Source organism: Mucilaginibacter sp. CAU 1740, from assembly GCF_039839285.1.
Taxonomy (GTDB): domain Bacteria; phylum Bacteroidota; class Bacteroidia; order Sphingobacteriales; family Sphingobacteriaceae; genus Mucilaginibacter.
In genome coordinates this window covers 744269-768145 of sequence record NZ_JBDOQS010000002.1, presented here as the reverse complement: position 1 = coordinate 768145, position 23877 = coordinate 744269, and the positions used below count along the sequence as shown (strand labels likewise).

Genomic DNA, 23877 nt, shown 5'->3' with positions numbered 1-23877 from the left:
TTATTTTTTTAAGCTCAGATCTACAACATCGGCCATGCGGCTTGCCGGGGTAACTTTTAAACCGGTAAGTTTGCCGTTAACTATTTTCCCTTCAACTGTGGTTTTGTACGGGGCGTTTAATTTAAAATCGGCATCCCATCCTTTGGGCCAGGCCGGTAAAAGCATAATCTTTTTCCCTTCCGATTGCATCAGCATTAACTGCAATCCGTTTTCTCCGTTTCCGCCGTTATCTTCATCGGGCATGTAATCATTCCCCCTGTCCCAAAATGCCGGGAATTTTAAAGCCGGATCTTTACGGGTAAGGGCAAAGCTGGTGTAGTCTTTAGCAACTTCGGCAGCCCCGATCAAAGCAGCCTGTATAGGGTCCTGAACCCAGCAGCCTTTAGCCCGTTGTTTTCGGGAGTTAAAAGTATTTATGGCAACATCCAGATCAGGTTTTCCCAAACCGTAAATCCTGAAAGGATAAATAGCATACAACTCGGGGTTTTCACTGTTAAAAGATTTTGCCGTTTGCGGGCCGGTGTAGGGTAGCAACACAGTTTTGCCGTCGTGCTCCGCTTTTGGCAATGGCGGAAACTCGTTATAAAATCGTTGCCATTTAGCTTTCTGATCACCACTAATTATACTTTTGGGCAATTTGATCATCCTACTTAAAACAGCGTGCAAACCGGCAATATCAGGTGCAGGGTTATGCACCTTCCAAAACATCTCGATCGCGTTATCCGGATCAAGCAGTAGTTTGCCCGTGCTATCGCGCTTAAAATGCTCATCAAAAAACTGCAACCCTGCAGATGCTACAGGTAATAAAGTTTTCTTTGCAAAATCAGCATCGCCCGTGTATTCATAATAATCAAGCATCATCATGCTTAATTCTAATATTGGCGTAAAGTAATGGTTGGTGTAGTTCTGTTTTACCTCAGGCCCCATGTAATTCAATCCGCCCCAAAAAGGCGCGGTTTCGGCAAAGTAAGCGCCACCGTGTTTGTAAAACCCTTGTACCTGCTTGGCATTGGCAGGTAAAATATTGGCATACATCCTGAACAGGGGCAGCATCATATCAAAATCGCCGGCCATTAAACGGGGCCAGTACATAGGCCGTGTATTTTGAAACCAGTATTGGCCACCCCACGACCGATAATCGGCATTAACGTTTTTAGCAGGGTTGTCGATCACGAAAATGGAACCATTGAATTTAATGGGATAAGCGCCCCTGCCTGCACATGCTGTAACAAAGCGTTGTAAAATATAACCCTGGGTAACTTTTTGGGCCAGTTCATCGCCGCTTACAAATACGCTGCTTCTGTTCCAGAATTGCTGCCACCATTTTTGATGGGCAAGGCGGGTTTGTTCAAGGTTTAGTTTTTCGATAACCTTAACCTGTGCTTCCAGTTTACTGAGCCATTGGTTCCCGCTGGCTACAACACTGGTTAATGGATAGATAGAGATGGTTTGCGAGGTAACTCCTCCGGATGTTCGTAATGTTGCGTCGTCCTTATTTGCTAAATCAGCCCCTTTAATAATCGCGCCGAAAGTTAGGTTTGCCAAATGCGGATCTGTTGTAGCCGGGGTATGATGATACCAAGCTATGCTACCTTTTCTACCTGCCAGTACCGTATCGGTTTTACCCGCACGCCAGTTTTCCAGCTTAACGCCAATTGTTGCTTTGGTAACGCTTTTTGTTTCAATCCGGATAACAGGATGATTGGCATCTACCCAGATCCTGTATTCAACAGCCGCTTTCCCGTCACCAGCCTTAGCCCAGATCTCTCCGTTTTGAAGTTTTAGAACCTGTTTGAATTTGCCGTTATTATTTAGAGGGTTAGGGCTTACAGAAACCCTTACAGCACCTAATTTCATCAACACACCGCCTTGCCTCATCCAATCATCCTTTTCTGCATCGGGCTCGCCCCAGGCATCGGTTTTACTGATGTAAAACAACAGGTCGCCATTTTTTTCGAACCATACATTCAGGCCAATATCGCCATTACCCAATGGCATGGATTGGGCTGATGTTGGGCCAGGCGTATCCCAGATTACATTATAATGATCGAGTTTTTTATTAACGATGGATTGTGCAAAGCCCGGCATGGCCGAAAATAAAAACAGGCACAAAGCCGGCAGCGGCAGTAAACGTTTAAAAATCATAATTAAGCGGATAGTATTGAAACTGGTTAATTGGTTAGCCGAAATTACCTGCCTAACTTAATAAAAGATTAAAAAAGTATTAACCTCACAAATTAGTTACAATCGATTGCGTAGTTAAATAAACTTCGGTGTACCTATTACAATAAGGCTCAAAACCTGATCAACAGGCACTTTAATTTAAAAGGCGGTTTGTTTTTTGTTACCGTATTTCTGATAGATTTGCATTAGACGATATTTATTTATGATACCTGAAAACAATGATTTTAAAATAGATGTAACTTCCGAATTTGGCACCCTCCGCTCCCTCCTCATCCACAGTCCCGATAGTGGTTTGGGAAAAGTGGTGCCATCAAAAGCGCAGGACTGGCTTTTTGAAGATATTGTGCACCTGGATACCATGCGCAAAAACGAGTATGATCACTACGTAAAATTATTGCTTTTTTTTCTTGATCCCGATAAAATAAAAGGCAAGATCAATGAGGTTGATGCTAATGAAACCCACCGCTCGTTCTTCAAACCAGACAACGAAGGCTTTCATGCTTCGGGTAAAGTAGTGGAAATCCAAACGCTGCTGGCAGATATTTTGCAACAATCGGATATTCGTAAAAAGCTGGTGGCATCCGTTTGCGCTATTGAAAGCTGCAGTTACCGTTTGCAGCAACAATTAATAGATACCGATCCGGTTGAGTTGGCCAAGATCCTTATCTCGGGTGCTTTAGCTGCTACCGAAATGATCTTCGCCCCCATCCCCAACCTCATTTTTTCGCGCGATCTGGGCATTACGGTCAATAATCATATCCTGCTAAATAAACCGGCTAAAAAGGCACGTTTCCGCGAAACATTGCTCATGCGTTATATATTTTTCAATCACCCCTTATTCGCGGCTTACAAGGATAATATCCTTGAGATACCGGAGACACCGCAGTTTTTTTTACGCCCCGGCGATGACGCCGAAGGCCGTACTACCTTAGAAGGCGGCGATGTCATGATGGTTAGTCCCGATCACTTATTGATTGGCTGCAGCGAACGTACATCGGTTAGCGGAGCTAACGAAGCTATCAGGCTGCTTTTTGATAATAACGTGGTTAAAAAAGTAACCATCGTAAAAATCCCCAACAAGCGCGATTACATGCATATCGATACCGTTTTTACGCAGGTAAAACGCGATACATGGGTGTTGCTGCGCTCGCTAGCCGTTGCCGAAGCCCCACTTGAAGAACGCGAACCGATATCATGGTTTGTGGACAAAAAAACGAAAGACCGTGCCGAGATAGTCCAGTTTGAAAAAGATGAGAAACCGAGGGTATTTGCTTGTATCGAAGACTTGCTTTCCGATATCAGCGAAAACGACCTGCAAAGCGGCACCAAAACAAAATTCATTTACTCTGGCAATAACACATTCCCTTTTGATGCCCGCGAGCAATGGACGGATTCCTGCAACCTACTGGCCCTTAAAGAAGGCGTAGTTGTAGGCTACGACCGTAATGACAAAACCGCCGAAGCGTTTAAAGAAGCCGGTTTTGATGTAATCAAAGTAGCCGAACTACTTCAGAAATTTGAAAATAATGAACTTGATCCGCAGGATATGAAAGATACACTCATCCTGATGCCATCGGCCGAACTTTCACGCGCAAGGGGTGGTTTTCATTGTATGAGCATGCCGTTGTTAAGGGATAAGGTACTTTAAAAGTCATTGAGTCATTGGGTCATTAAGTCATTGCCTTGCAAATGGGTTAGTCGATCAAAAATGACTCAATGACCAAATGACATAATGACCAAAAAAATGAGCCAATCAACATCACATATATTAATGATAAGCCCGGTAAATTTCGGGTTTAATGAAGAAACTGCCGAGAGCAACGCTTTTCAAAACCGTGCGGCTGATAAAAATGGCGTGCAGGAAAAAGCATTAAATGAGTTTAACCGGATGGTTAATACCTTAAGGCATAACGGTGTAGATGTAACTGTTATTGAGGATACGCCGCAGCCTTACACGCCCGATTCGATCTTTCCGAATAACTGGGTTTCATTTCATAACGATGGTACGGTATTCCTTTACCCTATGCAGGCCGAAAACCGTCGGTTAGAGCGACGGGAAGATATCATTGCAGATATGGAAGATAAATTTAAAGTTGCCCACGTTATCGACCTGAGCCGTTTTGAGGGCGAGCACAAGTTTCTGGAGGGCACAGGCAGCATGGTGCTGGATAGGGAGAATAAAATAGCCTACGCTTGTTTATCGCCCCGAACCGACAAAGAGGTACTTAACCAGTTTTGTGAGCATGCCGGATACACAGCTGTAAGCTTTGATGCTGCCGACGAAAAAGGCAAAGCTATTTACCATACCAATGTACTGATGTGTATAGGCAGCAATTTCGCGGTGATTTGTTTGGATAGTATTCCCAACCCGCACGAACGGTTCGTGGTAGTAGATTCCCTTAAATCAACCCAAAAGGAGATCATCGATATCTCATTTGCCCAGATGAACCAATTTGCCGGTAATATGCTCGAAGTGAAGAACAAAGCAGGTGAAACTTTGATCGTGATGTCGCAAAACGCTTATAACGCACTCGACAGTGAGCAACGGTCAAAACTTGCGCAATTTGGTAAGTTAGTTTATGCTGATATAAACACCATAGAAACAAACGGCGGAGGCAGCGCCAGGTGTATGATGGCCGAAGTGCATTTACCTGCTGCTTTGCAGATATCTTAACAATAATTTAACAAGAAAAACAACCTCCACAATAAACTAATAATCAGATATTTAAAAACAAAATATTGACTATTGGTGGAGTTTAGGGATCTACAATGTCCAACACATCAAAAACATTACATTTTAGCGATAAATTTTATGATAGGAATTAGCAGATAATTCCATTTAAAAATTACATTTTTGCCCAAATTTTTAAAGGATGCAGAGTTACCAGGAATTTCTTGACTTAAGTGTTGGTTTCCCCCAGGATGGTTTTGAGATCATCGATGATGAACTATATTTTCAGGATCTTAATTTAATGGAGATGATTGAAACGTATGGTACCCCCCTACGCTTCACTTACCTGCCATTAATATCTAAAAAGATCCAGCAGGCTAAGCTGTTATTTCAGCAGGCCATCATCAAAAATAATTACCGCGGTAGTTATAAATACTGCTATTGCACCAAAAGCTCGCACTTCAGGCATATTGTTGAAGAGGCCCTTAAAAACGAGATCCACCTCGAAACATCATCTGCTTTTGATATGCCGATGATTGACGCCTTGGAGAAAAAGGGTGCCGTAAACAAAGATATAACGGTGATATGTAACGGTTTTAAAACTTTTCAGTATAAAACTTACATTATCGATATGCTGCATGATGGTTTTAAAAACATCATCCCGGTATTGGATAACAAAGAAGAGTTTAACCTGTACGATGACGAGATAGAGATGGATACCCCATGTAACCTCGGCATCCGTATAGCGGCAGAAGAGCAGCCTGATTCACAGTTCTATACCTCACGTTTAGGTGTGCGTATGGAGGATGTGATCGATTTTTATCACAACAAAATTGAAGATAACCCTAACTTCCAGGTTAAGCTTCTACACTTCTTCATCAACTCAGGTATTTCGGATACACCGTACTACTGGAACGAGCTGGAGAAATACGTAACACTTTACTGCAAATTCAAAAAAGTAAACCCACATCTGGATACTTTGGATATCGGTGGTGGTATGCCATTTAAAGATTCGTTGGTTTTTGATTTCGATTATGAATACATGATCAACGAGATCGTAAGCCGTATTAAAGAGATCTGTGCCGAGCACGATACCATGGAACCGGATATCATTACCGAATTTGGAAAATATACCGTTGCCGAAGCTTCCGGCATATTATACAAAGTATTAGGCCGTAAACAACAAAACGATCGCGAACGCTGGTTAATGCTTGATGGTTCATTCATCACAAACCTACCGGACGTTTGGGCTTTGAACCAAAAATACATTCTGTTGCCGGTTAACAACTGGGATTCGGAATACGAGCGTGTAAACCTTGGTGGTATCACCTGCGATGGTCAGGATTATTACAACCAGGAAGCCCACATGAACAGCGTATTTATGCCTAAAACCCGTAAGGTTCAATATTTAGGGTTCTTTAATACCGGCGCCTACCAGGAGGTATTAAGCGGTTACGGTGGTATCCACCACTGCTTACTGCCATCGCCGAAACACGTGATCATTCGCCGCAACCGCGATGAAACTTTCAACTTTGAGGTATTTGGCGAGGAGCAAAATAGCAAACAGGTATTGAAAATTCTGGGATACACCACTTAATCAGTTTGCAGTTTTTAGTTGGCAGTTTGCACTGTCGTAAAAAATTATAAAAAAGGCGATGAGTAACTTCATCGCCTTTTTCTTTTTAATAACTGCTTTGTTTGTACAACCACTTTACTGCCAACCGCCAACTAAAAACTGCAAACTATTTTCCCGACGCTACTCCCCAATAGCAACTATTTCGTATCTTTTTTAAGATAGCCGGCGTTATGCTCGATACTTCATGTTGATATTTGTTTTCGCTGTTAAGCAGGTACATGGTACCACTGGTGTTATTGTACACATATGAGCATAGGTGGGTATCCTCGCCGTTTTCATCTTTTTTAACATCTACCCTGATCCCATTGGCTTTGCCGGTCGAATCTGCCGATAAAGCTGGAGCTGAAGCCTTCACCCAATTAATGGTATAATTAATATCCTGGGCGGGTACGTCTTCAGTGTTTTCCTTATAGCTTTTACTATCCTGTATCACTTGTAACAGGCACTTTACACAAGGCTCCGCAACGGTTGCGTTACCATATTTTTTGCCCGGATTGTTGATCACGCTATCCGTTTTTCCATCAACAGCCACCGCCGTTTTTGAAGTATCATTTGATACTGATTGGGATTTGGGCTGTTTGCAAGCCATTACAGCACAAAACACAAGGCAAATTGGAGTGTATAATTTAAATAAATTCATGGCTTACAAATTGGTTAAAGGTTTAAACAGCGTTTAACTTGTTTTGTGTGGCCTCACATCTACATACTATTATTTAAATCATTATAAAAAATAGCTTTAAGCAATTTAAACACAATATTTATTGCATTTATCGGACAGGTAAAGGACGGTTATTCTATAAAAATTTCTTAAAATTGCCTGATTTAATTTCACCTCGCCTCTTAACTAAGGGCAGGCCTTAAACCATCATAACATTTTTTACAAAACAGGGTTATATACCTGTGGCAAATAACACCGCAAGGGCTTTGCTTGCGCGGATACTTTACAGAGATGACTAACAACGGTACAGCTTCAAATCAGACAGTGGATGTGGTTTTAATTGGCGCGGGCATCATGAGCGCTACCCTCGGTGCTATGCTTAAAGAGCTTCAGCCCGATTTAACGATTGAACTTTTTGAGCGACTGGACGTGATAGCCGCCGAAAGTTCGGCCCCTATGAATAACGCGGGCACCGGCCACTCGGCGTTTTGCGAGCTTAACTACACGCCGCAACTGCCCGATGGTTCGATAGAAATAAAAAAAGCCATTAAAATTGCCGAGCAATTTGAAACCAGTAAAGAGTTTTGGGCTTACCTGGTTGAAAAAGGTTATTTGAACAATCCGCAAAGCTTTATCCGCAAGGTGCCGCACATGAGTTTTGTTTGGGGCGAAAAAAATGTTGAATACCTAAAAAAACGCCAGGAGGCTTTAGTTAAACATCACCTTTTTAGGGGGATGGAATATTCTGAAGACCAAGAGCAGATCAAAAAATGGATCCCATTGGTAATGGATGGCCGCGATGCTTATGAAAAAGTATCTGCCACCTTCATGGATATCGGCACCGATGTAAACTTTGGCAGTTTAACCAGTTCGCTTATTGGCGAGATCAGTAAAAAACCGGGCGTATCAGTAAGCCTTAACCATGATGTTAAAAACCTTAAACGCAACGCCGATGGCAGCTGGAAGGTAACCGTAAAGGATAAAACTACCGGTGCCAAAAGGAAACTGAATACCAAATTTGTATTTGTTGGCGCGGGTGGCGGAGCTTTACACCTGCTACAAAAATCGGGTATTGAGGAAAGTAAAGGCTTTGGCGGTTTCCCGGTGAGCGGCCAGTGGCTGGTATGTAACAACCCGGAAATCATCAAACAACACGAAGCTAAAGTATATGGTAAAGCATCGGTAGGTTCGCCGCCAATGTCGGTACCTCACCTGGATACAAGGATGATAGACGGGAAGCGATCACTATTATTTGGCCCTTACGCAGGCTTTTCAACCCGCTTTTTAAAACAAGGTTCGCTGCTTGACTTGTTCACTTCCATCAAACTGAATAATATATTGCCTTTATTGGCTGTAGGGCGCGATAACTGGCCTTTAACCAAGTATCTTATCCAACAGGTAATGCAATCGCCTGCCGATAGGTTAAATGCGTTAAAAGACTATATGCCTAACGCTAAAGCCCAAGATTGGGACCTGGATATTGCAGGGCAGCGAGTGCAGGTGATCAAAAAAGATGCTAAACATACCGGCGTGCTTGAGTTTGGTACCGAAGTAGTAAGCAGTGCAGATGGCAGTATTTCGGCACTATTGGGCGCATCTCCGGGTGCTTCAACCTCGGTGCCTATTATGATTCAACTGATAGAACGCTGCTTCAAAAATCATATCAAAACTAACGAATGGCAGCAAAGGCTTAAGGAAATGATCCCCTCATATGGCGAATCATTAGCCAATAATGAGGCTTTAAGTATAGCTACAAGAGAGCGTACGAGTAAGGTTTTAGGATTGGTTTAAAATCAATCATCCGGCAACGAAAAACTTACGGGTACTTTATACTGAACCTTAACAGGGAGTCCGTATAAAGTGCCCGGTATCCACGGAGGGCACAACTTCAGTGCCTTTATTGCAACCTCATCGCAGCCATATCCCAATCCTTTTACAACCTCTACATCCCTTATCGAACCATCTCTATCTACAGTAAAGCCCAGAATAACCCTTCCCTGTATCTTGGCGCGGCGGGCATCATCAGGATAATGAAGGTTACGGCTTACATAAGCTCCAAACACTTTTAAGCCTCCTTTAAACTGAGGCGCGGCTTCAACCTGCGAAAATGGATAACGCTTTCCTTTATTATCAAGGCTAACGCCTGACACAATTTTGCCCATATCATATTTTATCTCGAAAGTAACAGAGTCATTTAACGCGCCTTTCCATTGGCCATCTCTACGCCCGTTAACTAACGCGCCCTCTCCTATAGCCTTCTGATCATCGTTATATAAAACTTGTTTTCCATTTCCCGATTCAGCGATAGCTTTGCCTTCAATATCATAACTCTTATCTACCTTCTGGCCATTATCATCGTATATTCCTGATAAATAAACCTTTCCATCCGGATAAAACTCAACGAAATCGCCGGTAAGCTGGCCATACTTATATGCCGCAATCCGTTTTTTACGACCATCGGGATAATATTCAATAAACGATCCTTGTAACTGGATGCGAAACGTGCCTGTAGTAGAAGTGCCCCTTAGCTTAGGATTACCGTTTACGTAATAATCGAAAACCTGGTATAGCGTATTATCAATATTTGAGTCGGGCATTGTTATCATGCGCATAAAATCGGCATCGGCTTTATCTTTAACAGGAAGCTCCCTATCTCCAAAAGCAAAGGTTTTGTCAGTTTTCATGTACGACATGATGGTATCCACCTGAGCATTAACATTTTCAATAGCAAAAATTGTAATGATCAAAAAAAGAAATTGAGCTTTGCGCATCATGAGTTTAGGGTATTAACAACTTTATAAATATAAAACAAAAGCCCGGCACTCAAAACTGAAGGCCGGGCTCGTTATCAATATAACTCCTGGTTATTTAAATGAGTCGTTAGCCGGATTTGAGTTAACGGCAGTCTCTTTCACCTTAAATTCAACAGGTTGCCCTATCACAGTAGTTTTTATACTGAACGGAATTTTAACTCCTCCGTTTATCCCCTCGTAATTGCCATATTCAACAGAAGCATCTGCAGCTGCATCTATAGTTTGTTTAAGCTTCAAACCAGTTTTTTGACTGTAGTAATTGCGGATGTGCATATCCGTACCAATGGTAACATCAACCTCATAAGCAAGTTCGCTATTTACAACCCTCAAAACAGGTTGCAAGGTGATATTTGGGCTTATCCTTTCATAATCAAGCTCCGGGAATGGCCTGCTTTTTAATCTCAACAGTTTTTTTCCGCTTTCGTCAAGCGGCATATCTTTATTTACCTGTTTAGCTTTAATACTATCGCCGTTAACGGTTAGATGTGTAACTACCAGATTATTGTACGATGGCACTGTAACTTCCTGAAAGTACTTATCAGGCATTTTATAGCGGGTTACCACCTGCACTTCAGATCCCTGTACAGAACCTGTAGCTGAAGTTTGCAAATCCCTGATATTCTTTAATTTATCTACTCCACCAATAGCATCCAAATAAGCTTTGATCACCGTGCTTGCTGTTGTGCCCTGAGGTATTGATAAACCACTATACGAGTTGTTTTCGGGGTTAATATCGGGCAGGTAATGATCGGGATCGATAGTTGCGTAAGCTATTTTTGAGGTCGATTTATAAGGAAATGTCCAGGTGTCACCGCGCTGCCAAATCTCGGCTGGGAGTTTTACTGTGCCTTGTTTGCCGTTTTCTTCTTTAATGGTGATGGTAACCGGTAATGCCAGCTCTTCGAGATTTTCGATGGTAATGAACGCACCTTTGGAGGCATCGTTATCAGCGTAAGTGATCTCCTTTATCCCCTGGTCAAGTTTCCAGGTGGTAAAAAACCATTCGTTCCAAAACCAGCTCAGGTCCTCTCCTGCCGCGTTATCTATCGTATGAAAAAAATCCCATGGGGTTGGATGTTTAAAGGCCCAGCGCTTAATGTAGGTTTTAAAAGCATAGTCAAAACGCTCTTCGCCCAGTATCTGCTCGCGCAGTATAGTTAAGCCAAGCGCAGGCTTCTCATACGCCGCATAACCCAGGTAATCTTCCTGCAATACATCAGGTGTATTCATAATAGCCTCGGCTCCGGGGCCGAACATTACCGGTGCTCCTTTTTGCTGGTCGGGCTTTTCGTAATATTCGCCTTTGTTAAACACTTTGGTATCAACGTTATTGATAAATGTATTAAAACCTTCATCCATCCAGGCATACTTACGCTCGTTCGATCCTACTATCATTGGGAACCAGTTGTGGCCAAACTCATGATTGGTAACTTCCCACAAGCCGCCGTTCTGATTGTTTGAACCGCAAAATACGATGCCTGGATATTCCATTCCTCCCACAGTTCCCGCCACGTTGGTTGCCACGGGATAAGTATATTCAAACCATTTTTCGCTATACAGTTCAATTGCCCCTTTAACGTATTCGGTCGAGCGGCCATAACCTTCATTGCCTTTAGCCTCAACAGGGTAAACAGATTGAGCAAGCGCTTTTTTGCCGCTTGGCAAGTTGATACGCGCGGCATCCCAAATAAATGCCTTAGATGCTGCCCAGGCTACGTCGCGGGCATTTTTACATACAAAGTGCCATGTTAAGGTTGGCTTTTTAGGATAGTCGTTATTTTTCAGGATATCGCTCTCATCCTTTATCATAACCGTTTTATCGCTTTTGCGTGCATCAGCCAAACGGGCTATTGATGTTGCAGATAATACTTCATTGGGATTGATCAATTCGCCCGAACCTGCTACTACAAGGCTTGCAGGGGCGGTAATGGTATAATCAAAATTGCCGTACTCCAAATAAAACTCGGCCGCGCCAAGGTATGGGATAGCATTCCAACCGGTTACATCATCATAAACCTCCATACGGGGGTACCATTGGGCAATTTCATAGATCCAGCCATTTTTTGTTTGCTGGCGCCCCATCCTGTCCGTGCCGTATTCAGGCACATCAAAAGCATATTCTATTTTAATTTGAAGCTTATTACCGCCTGCTTTCAACGAATCTTTCAGCCTGATCTGCATACGGGTATCCGTAACAATATAATCAGCCTTAAGCTGTTTACCCTTGTTTATCACATAAACCGATTTGATCTCGGCTCCTTTGGTGTACGATTTATTGGCAAAACGCCCGCCCGATACATTGCTGGTAGCCTCAGAACGTGAATCTTCCTTGTATATATTCTGATCAACCTGTAGCCATAAAAAGCCTAATGCATCAGGACTGTTGTTGGTATAAGTAATTAACGTAGAGCCTTCAACTCGGTGTTTAGCCGTGTCAAGCGTAACATCCAATTTATAATCGGCGCGGTTTTGCCAATATTTAGGCCCCGGCGCACCATTTGCCGAACGGAACTCGGTACCGCGCTCGGGGTAAAACATGGGGTTAAATACCTTATGCTGATCATATTTAGGTGCGGGTTGATCTGCATTCTGAGCAAATGCATTAATACTACAAAAGCTTATCAGCGCCGCGAGCGCGGTTTTATAAATATTCATTTATAACTAATTAATTGTGAGGGAAAGATATCAAAATATATTTAAGGGCAACGTAACTGATAGGATACATAGTATACAAATATCAATTTATAAGCGTTGAGTAATATTTAAATTAACGTTTTTTAACAGTTGATGCGCATGCCCGCAAACAAAAAAACAGGGTTCATAATCATCCCTATTTTTTATATTTTTGCGATTGATTTGGCGCACCTATTGGCCCTTATCATATTCCCTATAAATGGATATATCAGTTGTAGTACCACTTTACGATGAGGTAGAATCATTACCCGAGTTAACCGCGTGGATAAGCCGGGTTATGGATGAAAACCGCTTCACTTACGAAGTTATTTTGGTTGATGACGGCAGCAAAGACGGATCATGGGACGTGATCAAGCAGCTGCAAGCCGCCAACCCTTTTATAAAAGGCATCAAATTCAGGCGTAATTATGGTAAATCTGCCGCCTTAAATACAGGCTTTATAGCCTCAAAAGGCGATGTAGTGATTACCATGGATGCCGATCTGCAGGATAGCCCTGACGAGATCCCTGAGCTTTATCGCCGCATAACCGAAGAAAAGCTCGACCTTATTTCGGGCTGGAAAGCTAAACGGCACGATCCGCTGAGCAAAACCATCCCAACCAAGTTATTCAACGCGGCAACACGCCGTATGAGTGGCATCAACAACCTTCACGATTTTAATTGCGGCCTGAAAGCCTACCGTGGCACCGTGGTAAAAAATATTGAGGTTTATGGCGAGATGCACCGCTACATCCCGGTGATAGCTAAATGGGCCGGTTTTACCAAAATTGACGAGCAAATAGTTGAGCACCGTCCGCGTAAGTACGGTAAAACCAAATTCGGGCTTAGCCGCTTTATTAATGGTTTTTTAGATTTACTTTCGATATTTTTTGTAGGCAAATTTGGTAAACGCCCTATGCACTTTTTTGGTAGCATGGGTACGCTAAGCTTCTTTACTGGTTTGGTGATGGCTATCTGGATAATTTGGGAAAAGCTTTACAATATTGCCCACGGCTTAAAATACCGTGATGTAACTACCAGCCCGCTGTTTTATATAGCGCTGGTGGCTATTATATTGGGTTCGCAGTTGTTTTTAACGGGCTTTGTTGCCGAGTTAGTATCTCGCAGCGCCAGCGAACGCAACCACTATCAAATTGAAGAAACAATTTAATTAGATTGCAAATGTGCAGATTTTAGATGTGCAGATGATCGATGAAAGAAAAACAAATTCATCGCATATCTGTAAAACCATCTGCACATTTGCACATCTATAATTTGCACATCTACATACATGTTTTTTTCCATCATCATTCCATTATATAACCGCCCGCAGGAAATTAAAGAACTGCTGGAAACCCTCTGCCTTCAAACTTACAGGGATTTTGAGGTTTTGGTACTTGAGGATGGTTCTGTTAACGATGCCGAAGCTATTGTAAATACTTTTACCGATAAACTTAACCTGCGTTATTTTAAAAAGCCTAATGAAGGCCAGGGCTTTACCCGCAACTTTGGTTTTGAGCGTGCCAAAGGCGATTATTTTATCATTTTCGATTCGGATTGCCTTATACCTCCTGCTTATCTGCAAATAGTTAACGATTCGTTAGCCACCAATTACCTTGATGCTTACGGAGGCCCTGATGGCGCGCATGATTCATTTACGCCAACGCAAAAGGCCATTAGCTATTCCATGACCTCACCTTTTACTACCGGCGGTATCCGCGGTAATAAAAAAGGGATCGGCCAGTTTCATCCGCGCAGTTTTAATATGGGTGTTTCGAGGCAGGTATGGGAAAAGGTTGGCGGCTTTATAATCACCCGTTTGGGTGAGGATATTGAGTATAGCATCCGCATCCATTCAAACGGCTTTAAAATTGGATTAATACCCGATGCTATTGTTTATCATAAGCGCCGTACCAACTTTTACCAGTTTTATAAACAACTGCATTTTTTTGGCAGGGCGAGGATCAACATCTCCAAATTTTTCCCGGCCGAGTTAAAGCTGGTGCATTTCTTCCCGGCAGCTTTTACAGTGGGCGTTATCCTTACCGTTTTATTCAACATATTTAGATGGCCAATTGCACAATTGGGTAATATTATTTTAGCCATTTTCACTTTGTTGATATTTTTTCACTCGCTGGTGAAAAATAAATCTTTAAAAATCGCATTTTTGAGCATTGTAGCTGCCTTCACACAACTTATTGCCTACGGGTTAGGATTTATACAGGATTTTTGGAAGCGGAAAGTTTTAAGTAGATCATAAGCAATATGTACCACGCCTTTTCTGTAGCGGAAACCATTAAAACCGCATGGAATGTTTTAAAGAAAAATTTTGCAACCATAGCGGTTTACTCGGTAATTGCTTTTGTACTTGTTTTTATTTCAGGTTTTACAGTTTTTTACTTCGATGGTGAATCATCATGGGTAAGCGGCATTGGCTTTATTGTACTGCTTATTGAGATCACGTTCATCTTTCTTGCGTTTATTAAGCTGGGGTTCAAGCTAATGGATAAGGCTTACTATGATTTTGATTTTAGTGAGATAATTCCCTCGTTCCGGATGCTTTTAAGCTATCTGGCACTATTGGTTTTTGTAAGCACACTTGCAGTATTGGTAACACACCTGGCCGAAAACGTTGGAAACGACAATGCTAAAGATTTCTTTAACTTCCTGATAGGCCTTACAGTACAGTTCTTTTTCCTGTTTTACTTTCCTATTTGCACCTGCTTCATTGTAGATGACGCATCAGGACCGATTGAATCAGTTATACAAAGCTTCCATCTCATCAGGGGTAATTTTTTAAAGTACTTTTTGATATTCCTGATAATTGAAGGCTTGATGTTACTCGGAACGATAACCATAGTAGGATTGATATTGGTTATTCCGTTTGCGAATATTATCCTGTTGGCAGCTTACCGAAAATTAGTTTACAGCCACCTGGATGTAGACGATGACCTGTCAGAAACCGATTGATAATGGGATTAAAATCAGCATTAAGCAAAATTTTCGCGGCAAGAGTTAACAGGCAACTGAACCACCTGCGTAAAAACGCCATAGCATTACAGCAAAAAGCCTTTACCGATATAGTTCACGCGGCCAAAAACACCGCTTTTGGTAAAGATCACAATTTTGCTAAGATCAATAACTACGAAGATTTTAAACGCCTTGTACCTGTTCACGATTATGAAGACCTTCGCCCCTATATTGATCGTGTAGTTAACGGCGAAGAAGATGTGTTATGGCCGGGCAAACCAGCCTATCTTGCTAAAACATCGGGCACAACATCAGGCGTAAAATATATCCCCATCTCTAAGGAGAGTATGCCCGAGCACATCAAAGCGGCGCGAAATGCTTTATTGAGTTACATTCACGAAACCGGCAACGCCGATTTTGTTGATGGCAAAATTATATTTTTACAGGGTAGTCCCATCCTGGCCGAAAAGCATGGTGTTTCAACCGGGCGCTTATCAGGTATTGTTGCGCACCACGTACCTGCATATCTGCAAAAAAACAGGCTCCCGAGTTACGAAACCAATTGTATTGAAGATTGGGAGCAGAAAGTTGATGCCATAGTTGAGGAAACTTTTAATGAAGATATGCGCCTCATCAGCGGCATCCCGCCCTGGTGCCAGATGTATTTCGACAGGCTTTCGGCTAAGGCAGACGGTAAAAAGGTAAACGAGATCTTCCCGAACTTCAAGTTATACGTATATGGCGGCGTAAATTACGAACCCTACCGCGCTCGTATGGAAGAAAGTATCGGTTTTAAGATCGATTCGATCGAGACTTACCCGGCATCCGAAGGCTTTATCGCTTTCCAGGATTCGCAAAAAGAAAAAGGACTTTTGTTGTTGGTTGACTCGGGTATTTTTTACGAGTTCATCCCATCCGAAGAGTTTTTTAACGAAAGCCCTACCCGCATCAATATTAAAGATGTAGAGCTGGATAAAAACTACGCTATCATCCTGAACACCAGTGCCGGTTTATGGGGATATAGTTTGGGGGATACTGTAAAATTTGTTTCGAAAGATCCATATCGTATTGTAGTAACCGGACGTATAAAACATTATATCTCAGCCTTTGGCGAGCATGTTATTGGAGAAGAAGTTGAGCATGCCCTGATGAGCGTAGCCAAACATGAAGGGATTGACATAATTGAATTTACTGTAGCGCCACAAGTGAACCCGGAAGCTGGTCAATTACCTTACCATGAATGGTTTATTGAATTTGGTTCGGCACCTGCAGACCTTCAATCATTCGCCTTGAAAGTGGACGAGGCACTGCAGAAAAAAAATATTTACTATTTTGACCTGATAGAAGGTAACATTTTACAACCTTTGGTTATCCAAAGCTTACAGAAAGACGCGTTTATTAACTACATGCGATCGGAAGGTAAACTTGGCGGGCAAAATAAAGTACCGAGGTTATCTAACGACAGGAAGATTGCCGAGGGATTGAAAGAGTTTAAGAAATAGAGACCAAAGTAATTCTCAATAGCCAATGATCGGTGTTTTCACCGCACCATATACGAATTGGGATACACAAATAATTACAAAATGCGGCTAAGTGGTACGGTGATAACACCGACCACAAGCTGGGAAAAATTAAGCCTATGGTTGGTGTTATCACCGTACCATAAGTTGGAAAAAATTTAATATTAATTGGACAACCAGATAAAAAACATAGCCATACTTGGCTCAACGGGCAGTATTGGCACACAAACACTTGACGTGATCAGGTGGAACAGCAATTTATTCAGGGCCTTTATGCTTACCGCCCATTCAAATGCCGATCTGCTGATCAGCCAGGCAATTGAATTTGTTCCTGAATATGCCATCATCTGCGATCAAAGCAAATACCAGCAGGTTAAAGATGCCTTAGCCCATTTACCTATCCAGGTATTGGCAGGTCACCAGGCTATTATCGATACCGTTACCCATCCTGATATTGCCGTAGTACTTACAGCCATGGTGGGTTTTGCCGGGTTAGAGCCTACTATATCAGCTATTAAAGCCGGTAAGGAAATTGCCCTTGCCAACAAAGAAACCCTGGTTGTCGCCGGGGATATCATCACCGCGCTTGCCAAACAGCATAACGTTAGCATTTTACCTGTTGATTCTGAGCATTCGGCTATTTTTCAGTGCCTTGTTGGTGAAAAATATGATCAGATAGAAAAGTTGATCATTACAGCTTCCGGCGGACCATTTCGTGGCCGCAACGCTGACTTTTTAACCAATGTAACCCGCGAGGATGCGCTTAAACATCCTAACTGGGTAATGGGAGCAAAGATCACTATCGATTCTGCTTCGCTGATGAATAAAGGACTGGAAGTTATTGAAGCCAAATGGCTTTTCGGCCTCGAGGCGGATCAGATAGATGTAATTGTGCATCCTCAATCTATCGTTCACTCGCTCGTGCAGTTCAGGGACGGATCGATCAAGGCACAGATGGGTTTACCAGATATGAAGTTGCCTATCCAATACGCGCTTACCTATCCTGAACGTATCACAACCAATTTTAAGCGGTTTAGCTTTGTGGATTACCCTAATCTTACTTTCGAAAAACCGGATACCGATACTTTCCGTAATCTAAGTTTAGCATATGCGGCCTTAAGGCAAGGCGGTAACATGCCATGTATCATTAACGCGGCCAATGAGATAGCCGTAGCAGGATTTTTAAACCGCAGCATAGGCTTTTTAACCATGAGCAATGTTATTGAAGAGTGTATGCAGCAAATAAATTTTATTGCCAACCCTACCCTCACTGATTATTTGAATACTGATAAAGAAACACGCATCTTTGCGCAAAATTATATACAGCAACTACCTTCAAAAGCATTACAATTTTAATACACGATAATAACATATAATGAGTATAGTGATCATGGTGGGCCAGCTTATACTGGGCCTTTCAATTTTAGTAATCCTGCACGAACTGGGGCACTTCCTGGCGGCACGCGCCTTTGGCATTAAGGTAGAGAAGTTCTACCTGTTTTTTGATGCCTGGAACATCAGCCTGTTTAAATTTACATATAAAGGTGTTGAATACGGCATAGGCTGGTTGCCACTGGGCGGCTACGTAAAAATTGCCGGTATGATAGATGAATCGATGGATACCGAGCAAATGGCCGGTCCGCCGCAGCCATGGGAGTTCCGTTCAAAACCGGCCTGGCAGCGTTTAATAGTAATGTTGGGCGGTGTTACCGTGAATATTATTTTAGGCATCCTGATATTCTGGGTGTTAACTATGCGCTTTGGCGATACCTACATCCCTAACTCATCGGCCAAATTCGGCATTGTACCGGGTGCTGTGGGTAAAAAAATAGGTTTGCAAGTTGGTGATAAGGTAACTGCCATCAACGGTAAACCGTTCGAAAAGTTTGATGACCTTACCAGCCCAAATGTATTACTTGATAACACCATTTTTACCGTTCAACGTGGTACGCAAACTTTACAGATCAGCATCCCCAAAACCATTCTGAATGATCTGGATGATCATGATATTGAAGGCTTCATTAGCCGTTTGCCACGCGCCAAATTCATGGTCGATTCGTTAGAGCCGGGTAGCAACGCGGTAAAAGCAGGTTTACAAAAAGGCGATAGCATTGTAATGGCCAACAACCACCCAGTTGTATTTTGGGATGAATTGCAGGCCCAGCTTGCCGCAAACAAAGGCAAACAGATCGATCTGGGTGTAAAACGTAACAACCAGTTAGTAACACTTAAAGCTTCTGTTACTGCCGAAGGCAAATTAGGCTTCTATCGTTCAAAAGCAGATTACCTTGATATCCGTACCATTAAGTATGGCTTTTTTGAGGCCTTCCCTATCGCTACATCAAAAGCATGGAGCACTTTCAGGGATAATGCTAAAGGTATAGGCAAAATTTTTAAAGGTGATGTTAATCCAGGTAAGGCTGTAAGCGGGCCTGTAGCTATTGCAAACTTGTTTGGCGGTACGGTTGACTGGGTTCACTTCTGGACATTGGTAGGCTTCTTATCAATGGTATTGGCGTTAATGAACTTATTACCAATTCCAGCATTGGATGGTGGTCATGCTGTATTCCTGATCATTGAGATGATAAAAGGCAAACCACTAAGCGACAAATTCCTGGAGCGTGCGCAAATAGTAGGTTTTGTAATATTAGTTTGCCTGATGGTATTTGTATTTGGCAACGATATTGTTAGGATAGTAACCAAGAAATAGTTATTTAGAGATCAACAATTGGAGGTTAGCGGTTAGTTGCCTCAGGATAGAACAAACTAAAGAGGCCTTCCAATTCATGGAAGGCCTCTTTGGTTTTATCGCTTTATATATTGTATTTATACAGTTGGATCCGATGATTTAGGTGCTTCATAATCATCAGGAATATCAAATGCCGAGCGTTCATTTTTGAATACGGCTGCTGAAATAAGGCTTACGATAGCACCGAAGATAGCGTACATGAAAACCACGCTCACTGTAGCAATAACAGCGAAATACTTGGTTGCTATCCCCATGCCGGTATCGATCTGATCTTGCGATAAATTTCCTTTCGCTTCCATCTGCTGACGCGAAATGGCCATGAGCTTATCAACCATTTCAGGGCTTAGTATTGTAAAATACAGATAGGTAAATATAGCTACCAGGATGCCCGTATAAATAGAATACAAAAAGCCTGACAGGAAACCCTCGCCGTAAGTGAGATAACCGCTAAGCTGTTGCTTATACTCTTTTTGTGTTAACAGCAAAAAGATAATGAAAGGCAAATAGTTCAGGTATTTAAGTGACGAGGTTTGATCCACATTTAAAAACTGAAAAGCATAGGTGATCACTACAGAAGTGATCAAATTAATTAGTGCCCACTTGATAGCGGGTTGCGAGGGGCTCGCCTTTTTTGTATCCATGATAATTAGGTAATTAAGTTTCAGTTAAAATTAACCAAATTATTTAAAACCAAAAGTTTTATAATGGAAAGCTGAGTACCGAGTAGCTTAGTTCAATTAACCCGCATAAGAATTTGAAATACAATAACTTTTCATAGTTACCTAAATAACTACATCCGGCGAAGCCGCGGTATCGTTGGCAATAAAATCAAAAGGAGGCCGCTCTTCCCTGATTATGGCTGCCGAAATAAGACTGGCGATGGCGCCAAAACCGGCATAAGAAAACAGTACGAGTATGGCAACAATAACGGAGAAATAGCTTCCAACCATACCTATTGTTGTATCAACCTGGTCGGCTGGTAAATCCCTGTTGTTTTCCAATTCATGCTTTGAAATGGCCATGAATTTGGCTACCACATTCGGATTTATTTGGGTGATATACAGATAAATAAATATAGTAATAAAAACGCCGGTAAAAACAGAATACAAAAAACCTGATGAAAACGCCTCCCCATAAGTGATATAACCATCTTGCAGTTTCTTTTTTTCGCTTTGCGCTAATAGTAAAAAGATAACAAAGGGTAAATAAACAAGGTATTTAACCCGTGCAGTTGGATCAACATTTAAAAGCTGAAAGCAATAGATCAACGCTACGGAAACTACTAAATTAATCGAAGCCCACTTCAAAGTTGCAGGCAACCGGATTTTCGTATTTACAGCGTTTAGATCGTTGGCTTTCATTTAAATAAATGTAATCAAATTTAAAAATCTAAACGGCCTAACTTAATTACTCCTAAACAAAAAAAAACCCTTCAAACGAAGGAGCTTTTGAAATAACTATCATTGTAGCTTTAATTACCTGATACCTGACCAGCGGGTTCACGCTTAAAGAAAACCGCGAACACAACAGATAAAACAAATAAAAATATGATACTAATACCCAATGATTGAATTTGCTGACCTATGCTAAAGGTTTTGTTGGATTCAAAACCCTTTTTCATTTCGAGTATTTTGGCATCAGCTTCCTTCTTCTCCTCTGGCTTTGCAGTAGTTTCCTTTAGTTTGGTCAAGGCGCTTACCATAGCTATCTCGGTTTTTTGCACCATATTGGGTTCTATCACCCTGGCAAATACCTGATCCCGCAGGATAAATATCATCAGGTTTGAAACAACAAACATGATGAAAATGCCGGTAGTAGCCTGTCTTAGCGACCAAAAACCACCTATATTTTTCCGCAAATTGAGGCAGAGCAAAGCGGCAGCGGCTAAGGGAAGTACATAGGTAAATAACATCGAACCAACGGTTATTGCAACTGCCGATGCAACGCCGATCATAAAATAAAAATAAATGACACTAATGGCCGTTAAAACAGCTCCTAATATCAATCCTTTAATAATCCCCTGTATTCTTATTGTTTTATCTATCTCTGACCTCATTAACGCTTATTGAAAATTCACTAAAATTTGTAGTACAGCTATATCAAATTCTTTGCTCTCAGAATTAGCTGCTATTTGCTTGATCTCCTCATCTGTTGGATCGATATTTTGGAAAAAGCACATTACCGGGTAAAACAACTCTTTCAATTCCGAATCAGCCGGCAAACTTGCAGCTACTTTGGCTATCTCGGCAACCGGGCTTTCCATCAAGATCTGGTTGGCTATAATCGGCTCGTAAATACGATATTCATCCTGAAATTCATCTTCATCTACCAATAAAAACTCTTTCAGGTAATCTTCCAATTCGGGTTCAATTTCTTCGTCCTCGCACTCGTTCAGGTACAACAGCAGGTTAAGCAATTCGGTACCCCGGTCGAGGGTTTCTTCTTCGATGCTCTCCCACTCAGGGGTGTCCAGGTAGTCTTCTTCCAGTTTTTTAACGTCGGCGCTAAAAAAGTTGATCATCAGCAAATCGAAGAATACTTCACGTAAGCCTTCTATCTGCGGGTTTTCGTCAAACACCTCGTCAAGCAGGTCTACCTTGCTTAAAAAATCTTCATCAGATGCAAAAACCTCGGCAAACTCATCAGTTAACTGGGTAGCATCAAAGCTATCGTATTTAGAGAAAGCCTCAAGCGCTGCTATAAAGGCGGTTTCAATTTTTGGATCGATCATAGGTATGTTATTTAGATATTTGTTTGTTATTGTAAGTTAACAACACTTTTCCTTTCAGCTTTTGGCCTATATAAGGCGAATTGGCCGATTTTGATTTATTTTCAACTCTATTATATTCCCATTCGGCTTCGGTATCAAAAAGCACCAGGTTGGCAGCTTCTCCTTCGGCAATAACAGGTACATCAACAGCTAATATTTCGCGCGGGTTGATGGCCAGTTTCTCAACCACCTGCTCAACGGCTAAGCCTGCTTTTAAGGCAAGTGCCAATGTGGTTTGCAAGCCTACAATTCCGTATTCAGCAACTTCAAACTCCACGTCTTTAAATTCAATTTCGTGCGGGGTATGTTGCGATACTATGGCATCAATAGTACCATCTTTCAGGCCCTTTATTAACGCTGTAACATCATCGGCAGTACGTAGCGGCGGTTTTACTTTATATAAACTATCAAAGCCTAACAACGCTTCGTCGGTAAGTACCAAATGATGAGCGGCAACATCACAGGTAACTTCTAACCCTTTTCTTTTCGCCTCACGGATCAACTCCACCGAGCGGGCGGTTGATATCGTGGTAAAATGGATCCTTGATATGGTATATTCAGCCAAATAAAGATCACGTGCAACCATCAGCTCTTCAGCCAGCGAAGGGATCCCCTTCATGCCCAATAGCGTGCTGATATCGCCTTCGTTTACTTTAGCTTTGCCTGCAATGGCGGTATCCTCAGGATAGGAAATAACCAGTGCATCAAAACCCTGGGCGTATAATAAAGCGCGCTCCATTAAACCGGCATCCTGCACAGGTCGGGTGCCATCAGTAAAAGCTTTAGCACCGCTTTGGTACATATCGTACATCTCGGCAAGGTCTTTACCTTCGCGTTTTTGCGAGATGGTGCCTAAAGGATAAACATCAACAATGTTACCTTTCGATCTGTTGCGCAGGTATTCAACTTCGGCCTTTGAATGTACCGGGGGCTGCGTGTTGGGCATTAAGGCAATGCCTGTATAACCACCGGCAGCGGCAGCTTTTGTACCCGATGCAAGGTCTTCTTTAGTTTCGAGGCCCAGTTCGCCTACGTTACAGTTCAGATCGAAGAAACCGGGCGATACGTATTTGCCTTCGGCATCAACAACTTCGGCATCGGCATCAATAACATCGGCTATGCGGGTTATTACACCATCTTCAATTAAAATATCGGCAACTTGTTGATGAAAGGATGATCCGGGATCAATGATAGTGGCAGATTTGATAAGCAAATTCATTAGCACCGCTTTAT

The 23877-nt window shown here is 42.2% G+C and carries 19 protein-coding genes; 10 read left to right on the top strand and 9 right to left on the bottom strand.

Annotated features, from left to right (window positions below; translation table 11 throughout):
* Window positions 1–2145, bottom strand: coding sequence for a DUF5703 domain-containing protein (locus tag AAFN85_RS07320; protein ID WP_347526433.1), 2145 nt, complete (start codon window positions 2143–2145; stop codon window positions 1–3).
* A 241-nt stretch (window positions 2146–2386) separates the two neighbouring features.
* On the opposite strand from AAFN85_RS07320, the gene AAFN85_RS07315 reads away from it, so the two are divergent.
* The 3 genes from AAFN85_RS07315 to AAFN85_RS07305 all read left to right on the top strand — a co-directional run bounded on the left by AAFN85_RS07315 (window position 2387) and on the right by AAFN85_RS07305 (window position 6452).
* On the top strand, window positions 2387–3832 hold the full coding sequence (locus AAFN85_RS07315; RefSeq protein ID WP_347526432.1) for an arginine deiminase family protein: 1446 nt from the start codon (window positions 2387–2389) through the stop codon (window positions 3830–3832).
* A gap of 123 nt (window positions 3833–3955) precedes the next feature.
* Entirely contained in the window at window positions 3956–4858 is a 903-nt protein-coding gene (locus tag AAFN85_RS07310; protein WP_347526431.1) for an arginine deiminase-related protein, read from the top strand.
* A gap of 199 nt (window positions 4859–5057) precedes the next feature.
* On the top strand, window positions 5058–6452 hold the full coding sequence (locus AAFN85_RS07305) for an arginine decarboxylase (RefSeq protein WP_347526430.1): 1395 nt from the start codon (window positions 5058–5060) through the stop codon (window positions 6450–6452).
* A gap of 145 nt (window positions 6453–6597) precedes the next feature.
* Here AAFN85_RS07305 and AAFN85_RS07300 read toward each other — a convergent pair whose 3' ends face one another.
* Complete coding sequence (locus AAFN85_RS07300) at window positions 6598–7131, bottom strand: hypothetical protein (protein ID WP_347526428.1); 534 nt, start codon at window positions 7129–7131, stop codon at window positions 6598–6600.
* A gap of 309 nt (window positions 7132–7440) precedes the next feature.
* Here AAFN85_RS07300 and AAFN85_RS07295 point away from each other — a divergent pair, with 309 nt between their 5' ends.
* Window positions 7441–8940: a malate:quinone oxidoreductase gene (locus AAFN85_RS07295; RefSeq protein ID WP_347526427.1), complete on the top strand. Its 1500-nt coding sequence runs from the start codon at window positions 7441–7443 to the stop codon at window positions 8938–8940.
* Window positions 8941–8942: 2 nt separating this feature from the next.
* On the opposite strand, the gene AAFN85_RS07290 is transcribed toward AAFN85_RS07295, so the two are convergent.
* Both AAFN85_RS07290 and AAFN85_RS07285 read right to left on the bottom strand, forming a co-directional pair.
* Window positions 8943–9923, bottom strand: coding sequence for a TonB family protein (locus tag AAFN85_RS07290; protein WP_347526425.1), 981 nt, complete (start codon window positions 9921–9923; stop codon window positions 8943–8945).
* Between the two features lie 90 nt (window positions 9924–10013).
* A complete protein-coding gene (locus tag AAFN85_RS07285; protein ID WP_347526423.1) occupies window positions 10014–12617 on the bottom strand; it encodes a M1 family metallopeptidase in 2604 nt (867 codons plus the stop codon).
* A gap of 238 nt (window positions 12618–12855) precedes the next feature.
* Here AAFN85_RS07285 and AAFN85_RS07280 point away from each other — a divergent pair, with 238 nt between their 5' ends.
* The 6 genes from AAFN85_RS07280 to rseP all read left to right on the top strand — a co-directional run bounded on the left by AAFN85_RS07280 (window position 12856) and on the right by rseP (window position 19835).
* On the top strand, window positions 12856–13806 hold the full coding sequence (locus tag AAFN85_RS07280) for a glycosyltransferase family 2 protein (RefSeq protein WP_347526421.1): 951 nt from the start codon (window positions 12856–12858) through the stop codon (window positions 13804–13806).
* 120 nt (window positions 13807–13926) lie between these two features.
* Window positions 13927–14895, top strand: a complete 969-nt coding sequence (locus tag AAFN85_RS07275) for a glycosyltransferase (RefSeq protein WP_347526420.1) — start codon at window positions 13927–13929, stop codon at window positions 14893–14895.
* Between the two features lie 5 nt (window positions 14896–14900).
* Window positions 14901–15605 carry a hypothetical protein gene (locus tag AAFN85_RS07270; protein ID WP_347526419.1) on the top strand — a complete coding sequence of 235 codons (705 nt, stop codon included), beginning with the start codon at window positions 14901–14903 and terminating at the stop codon, window positions 15603–15605.
* A gap of 2 nt (window positions 15606–15607) precedes the next feature.
* Window positions 15608–17107 carry a GH3 auxin-responsive promoter family protein gene (locus AAFN85_RS07265; protein ID WP_347526418.1) on the top strand — a complete coding sequence of 500 codons (1500 nt, stop codon included), beginning with the start codon at window positions 15608–15610 and terminating at the stop codon, window positions 17105–17107.
* A gap of 186 nt (window positions 17108–17293) precedes the next feature.
* Window positions 17294–18481 carry a 1-deoxy-D-xylulose-5-phosphate reductoisomerase gene (locus tag AAFN85_RS07260; protein ID WP_347526417.1) on the top strand — a complete coding sequence of 396 codons (1188 nt, stop codon included), beginning with the start codon at window positions 17294–17296 and terminating at the stop codon, window positions 18479–18481.
* Between the two features lie 19 nt (window positions 18482–18500).
* Window positions 18501–19835, top strand: coding sequence for an RIP metalloprotease RseP (gene rseP / locus AAFN85_RS07255; protein ID WP_347526415.1), 1335 nt, complete (start codon window positions 18501–18503; stop codon window positions 19833–19835).
* Between the two features lie 116 nt (window positions 19836–19951).
* On the opposite strand, the gene AAFN85_RS07250 is transcribed toward rseP, so the two are convergent.
* The 5 genes from AAFN85_RS07250 to AAFN85_RS07230 all read right to left on the bottom strand — a co-directional run bounded on the left by AAFN85_RS07250 (window position 19952) and on the right by AAFN85_RS07230 (window position 23863).
* The gene (locus AAFN85_RS07250; protein ID WP_347526414.1) at window positions 19952–20515 is read right to left on the bottom strand and encodes a DUF4199 domain-containing protein; all 564 of its coding nucleotides are present in this window, start codon (window positions 20513–20515) and stop codon (window positions 19952–19954) included.
* 141 nt (window positions 20516–20656) lie between these two features.
* Window positions 20657–21235 (bottom strand): DUF4199 domain-containing protein, encoded by a 579-nt coding sequence (locus AAFN85_RS07245; RefSeq protein WP_347526413.1) that lies wholly within the window; start codon window positions 21233–21235, stop codon window positions 20657–20659.
* Window positions 21236–21345: 110 nt separating this feature from the next.
* Window positions 21346–21930 (bottom strand): DUF4199 domain-containing protein, encoded by a 585-nt coding sequence (locus AAFN85_RS07240; RefSeq protein ID WP_347526412.1) that lies wholly within the window; start codon window positions 21928–21930, stop codon window positions 21346–21348.
* A 6-nt stretch (window positions 21931–21936) separates the two neighbouring features.
* On the bottom strand, window positions 21937–22605 hold the full coding sequence (locus AAFN85_RS07235; protein WP_347526410.1) for a hypothetical protein: 669 nt from the start codon (window positions 22603–22605) through the stop codon (window positions 21937–21939).
* Window positions 22606–22612: 7 nt separating this feature from the next.
* Window positions 22613–23863 carry a dihydroorotase gene (locus AAFN85_RS07230; RefSeq protein ID WP_347526409.1) on the bottom strand — a complete coding sequence of 417 codons (1251 nt, stop codon included), beginning with the start codon at window positions 23861–23863 and terminating at the stop codon, window positions 22613–22615.
* Window positions 23864–23877 lie beyond the last annotated feature (14 nt).

Coding starts and splice junctions, on each gene's coding strand:
- AAFN85_RS07240 (WP_347526412.1), bottom strand. CDS start 21,930: ATGAGGTCAGAGATAGATAAAACAATAAGAATACAGGGGATTATTAAA.
- AAFN85_RS07270 (WP_347526419.1), top strand. CDS start 14,901: ATGTACCACGCCTTTTCTGTAGCGGAAACCATTAAAACCGCATGGAAT.
- AAFN85_RS07315 (WP_347526432.1), top strand. CDS start 2,387: ATGATACCTGAAAACAATGATTTTAAAATAGATGTAACTTCCGAATTT.
- AAFN85_RS07300 (WP_347526428.1), bottom strand. CDS start 7,131: ATGAATTTATTTAAATTATACACTCCAATTTGCCTTGTGTTTTGTGCT.
- AAFN85_RS07305 (WP_347526430.1), top strand. CDS start 5,058: ATGCAGAGTTACCAGGAATTTCTTGACTTAAGTGTTGGTTTCCCCCAG.
- rseP (WP_347526415.1), top strand. CDS start 18,501: ATGAGTATAGTGATCATGGTGGGCCAGCTTATACTGGGCCTTTCAATT.
- AAFN85_RS07245 (WP_347526413.1), bottom strand. CDS start 21,235: ATGAAAGCCAACGATCTAAACGCTGTAAATACGAAAATCCGGTTGCCT.
- AAFN85_RS07275 (WP_347526420.1), top strand. CDS start 13,927: ATGTTTTTTTCCATCATCATTCCATTATATAACCGCCCGCAGGAAATT.
- AAFN85_RS07230 (WP_347526409.1), bottom strand. CDS start 23,863: ATGAATTTGCTTATCAAATCTGCCACTATCATTGATCCCGGATCATCC.
- AAFN85_RS07235 (WP_347526410.1), bottom strand. CDS start 22,605: ATGATCGATCCAAAAATTGAAACCGCCTTTATAGCAGCGCTTGAGGCT.
- AAFN85_RS07250 (WP_347526414.1), bottom strand. CDS start 20,515: ATGGATACAAAAAAGGCGAGCCCCTCGCAACCCGCTATCAAGTGGGCA.
- AAFN85_RS07290 (WP_347526425.1), bottom strand. CDS start 9,923: ATGATGCGCAAAGCTCAATTTCTTTTTTTGATCATTACAATTTTTGCT.
- AAFN85_RS07295 (WP_347526427.1), top strand. CDS start 7,441: ATGACTAACAACGGTACAGCTTCAAATCAGACAGTGGATGTGGTTTTA.
- AAFN85_RS07320 (WP_347526433.1), bottom strand. CDS start 2,145: ATGATTTTTAAACGTTTACTGCCGCTGCCGGCTTTGTGCCTGTTTTTA.
- AAFN85_RS07280 (WP_347526421.1), top strand. CDS start 12,856: ATGGATATATCAGTTGTAGTACCACTTTACGATGAGGTAGAATCATTA.
- AAFN85_RS07285 (WP_347526423.1), bottom strand. CDS start 12,617: ATGAATATTTATAAAACCGCGCTCGCGGCGCTGATAAGCTTTTGTAGT.
- AAFN85_RS07310 (WP_347526431.1), top strand. CDS start 3,956: ATGATAAGCCCGGTAAATTTCGGGTTTAATGAAGAAACTGCCGAGAGC.
- AAFN85_RS07265 (WP_347526418.1), top strand. CDS start 15,608: ATGGGATTAAAATCAGCATTAAGCAAAATTTTCGCGGCAAGAGTTAAC.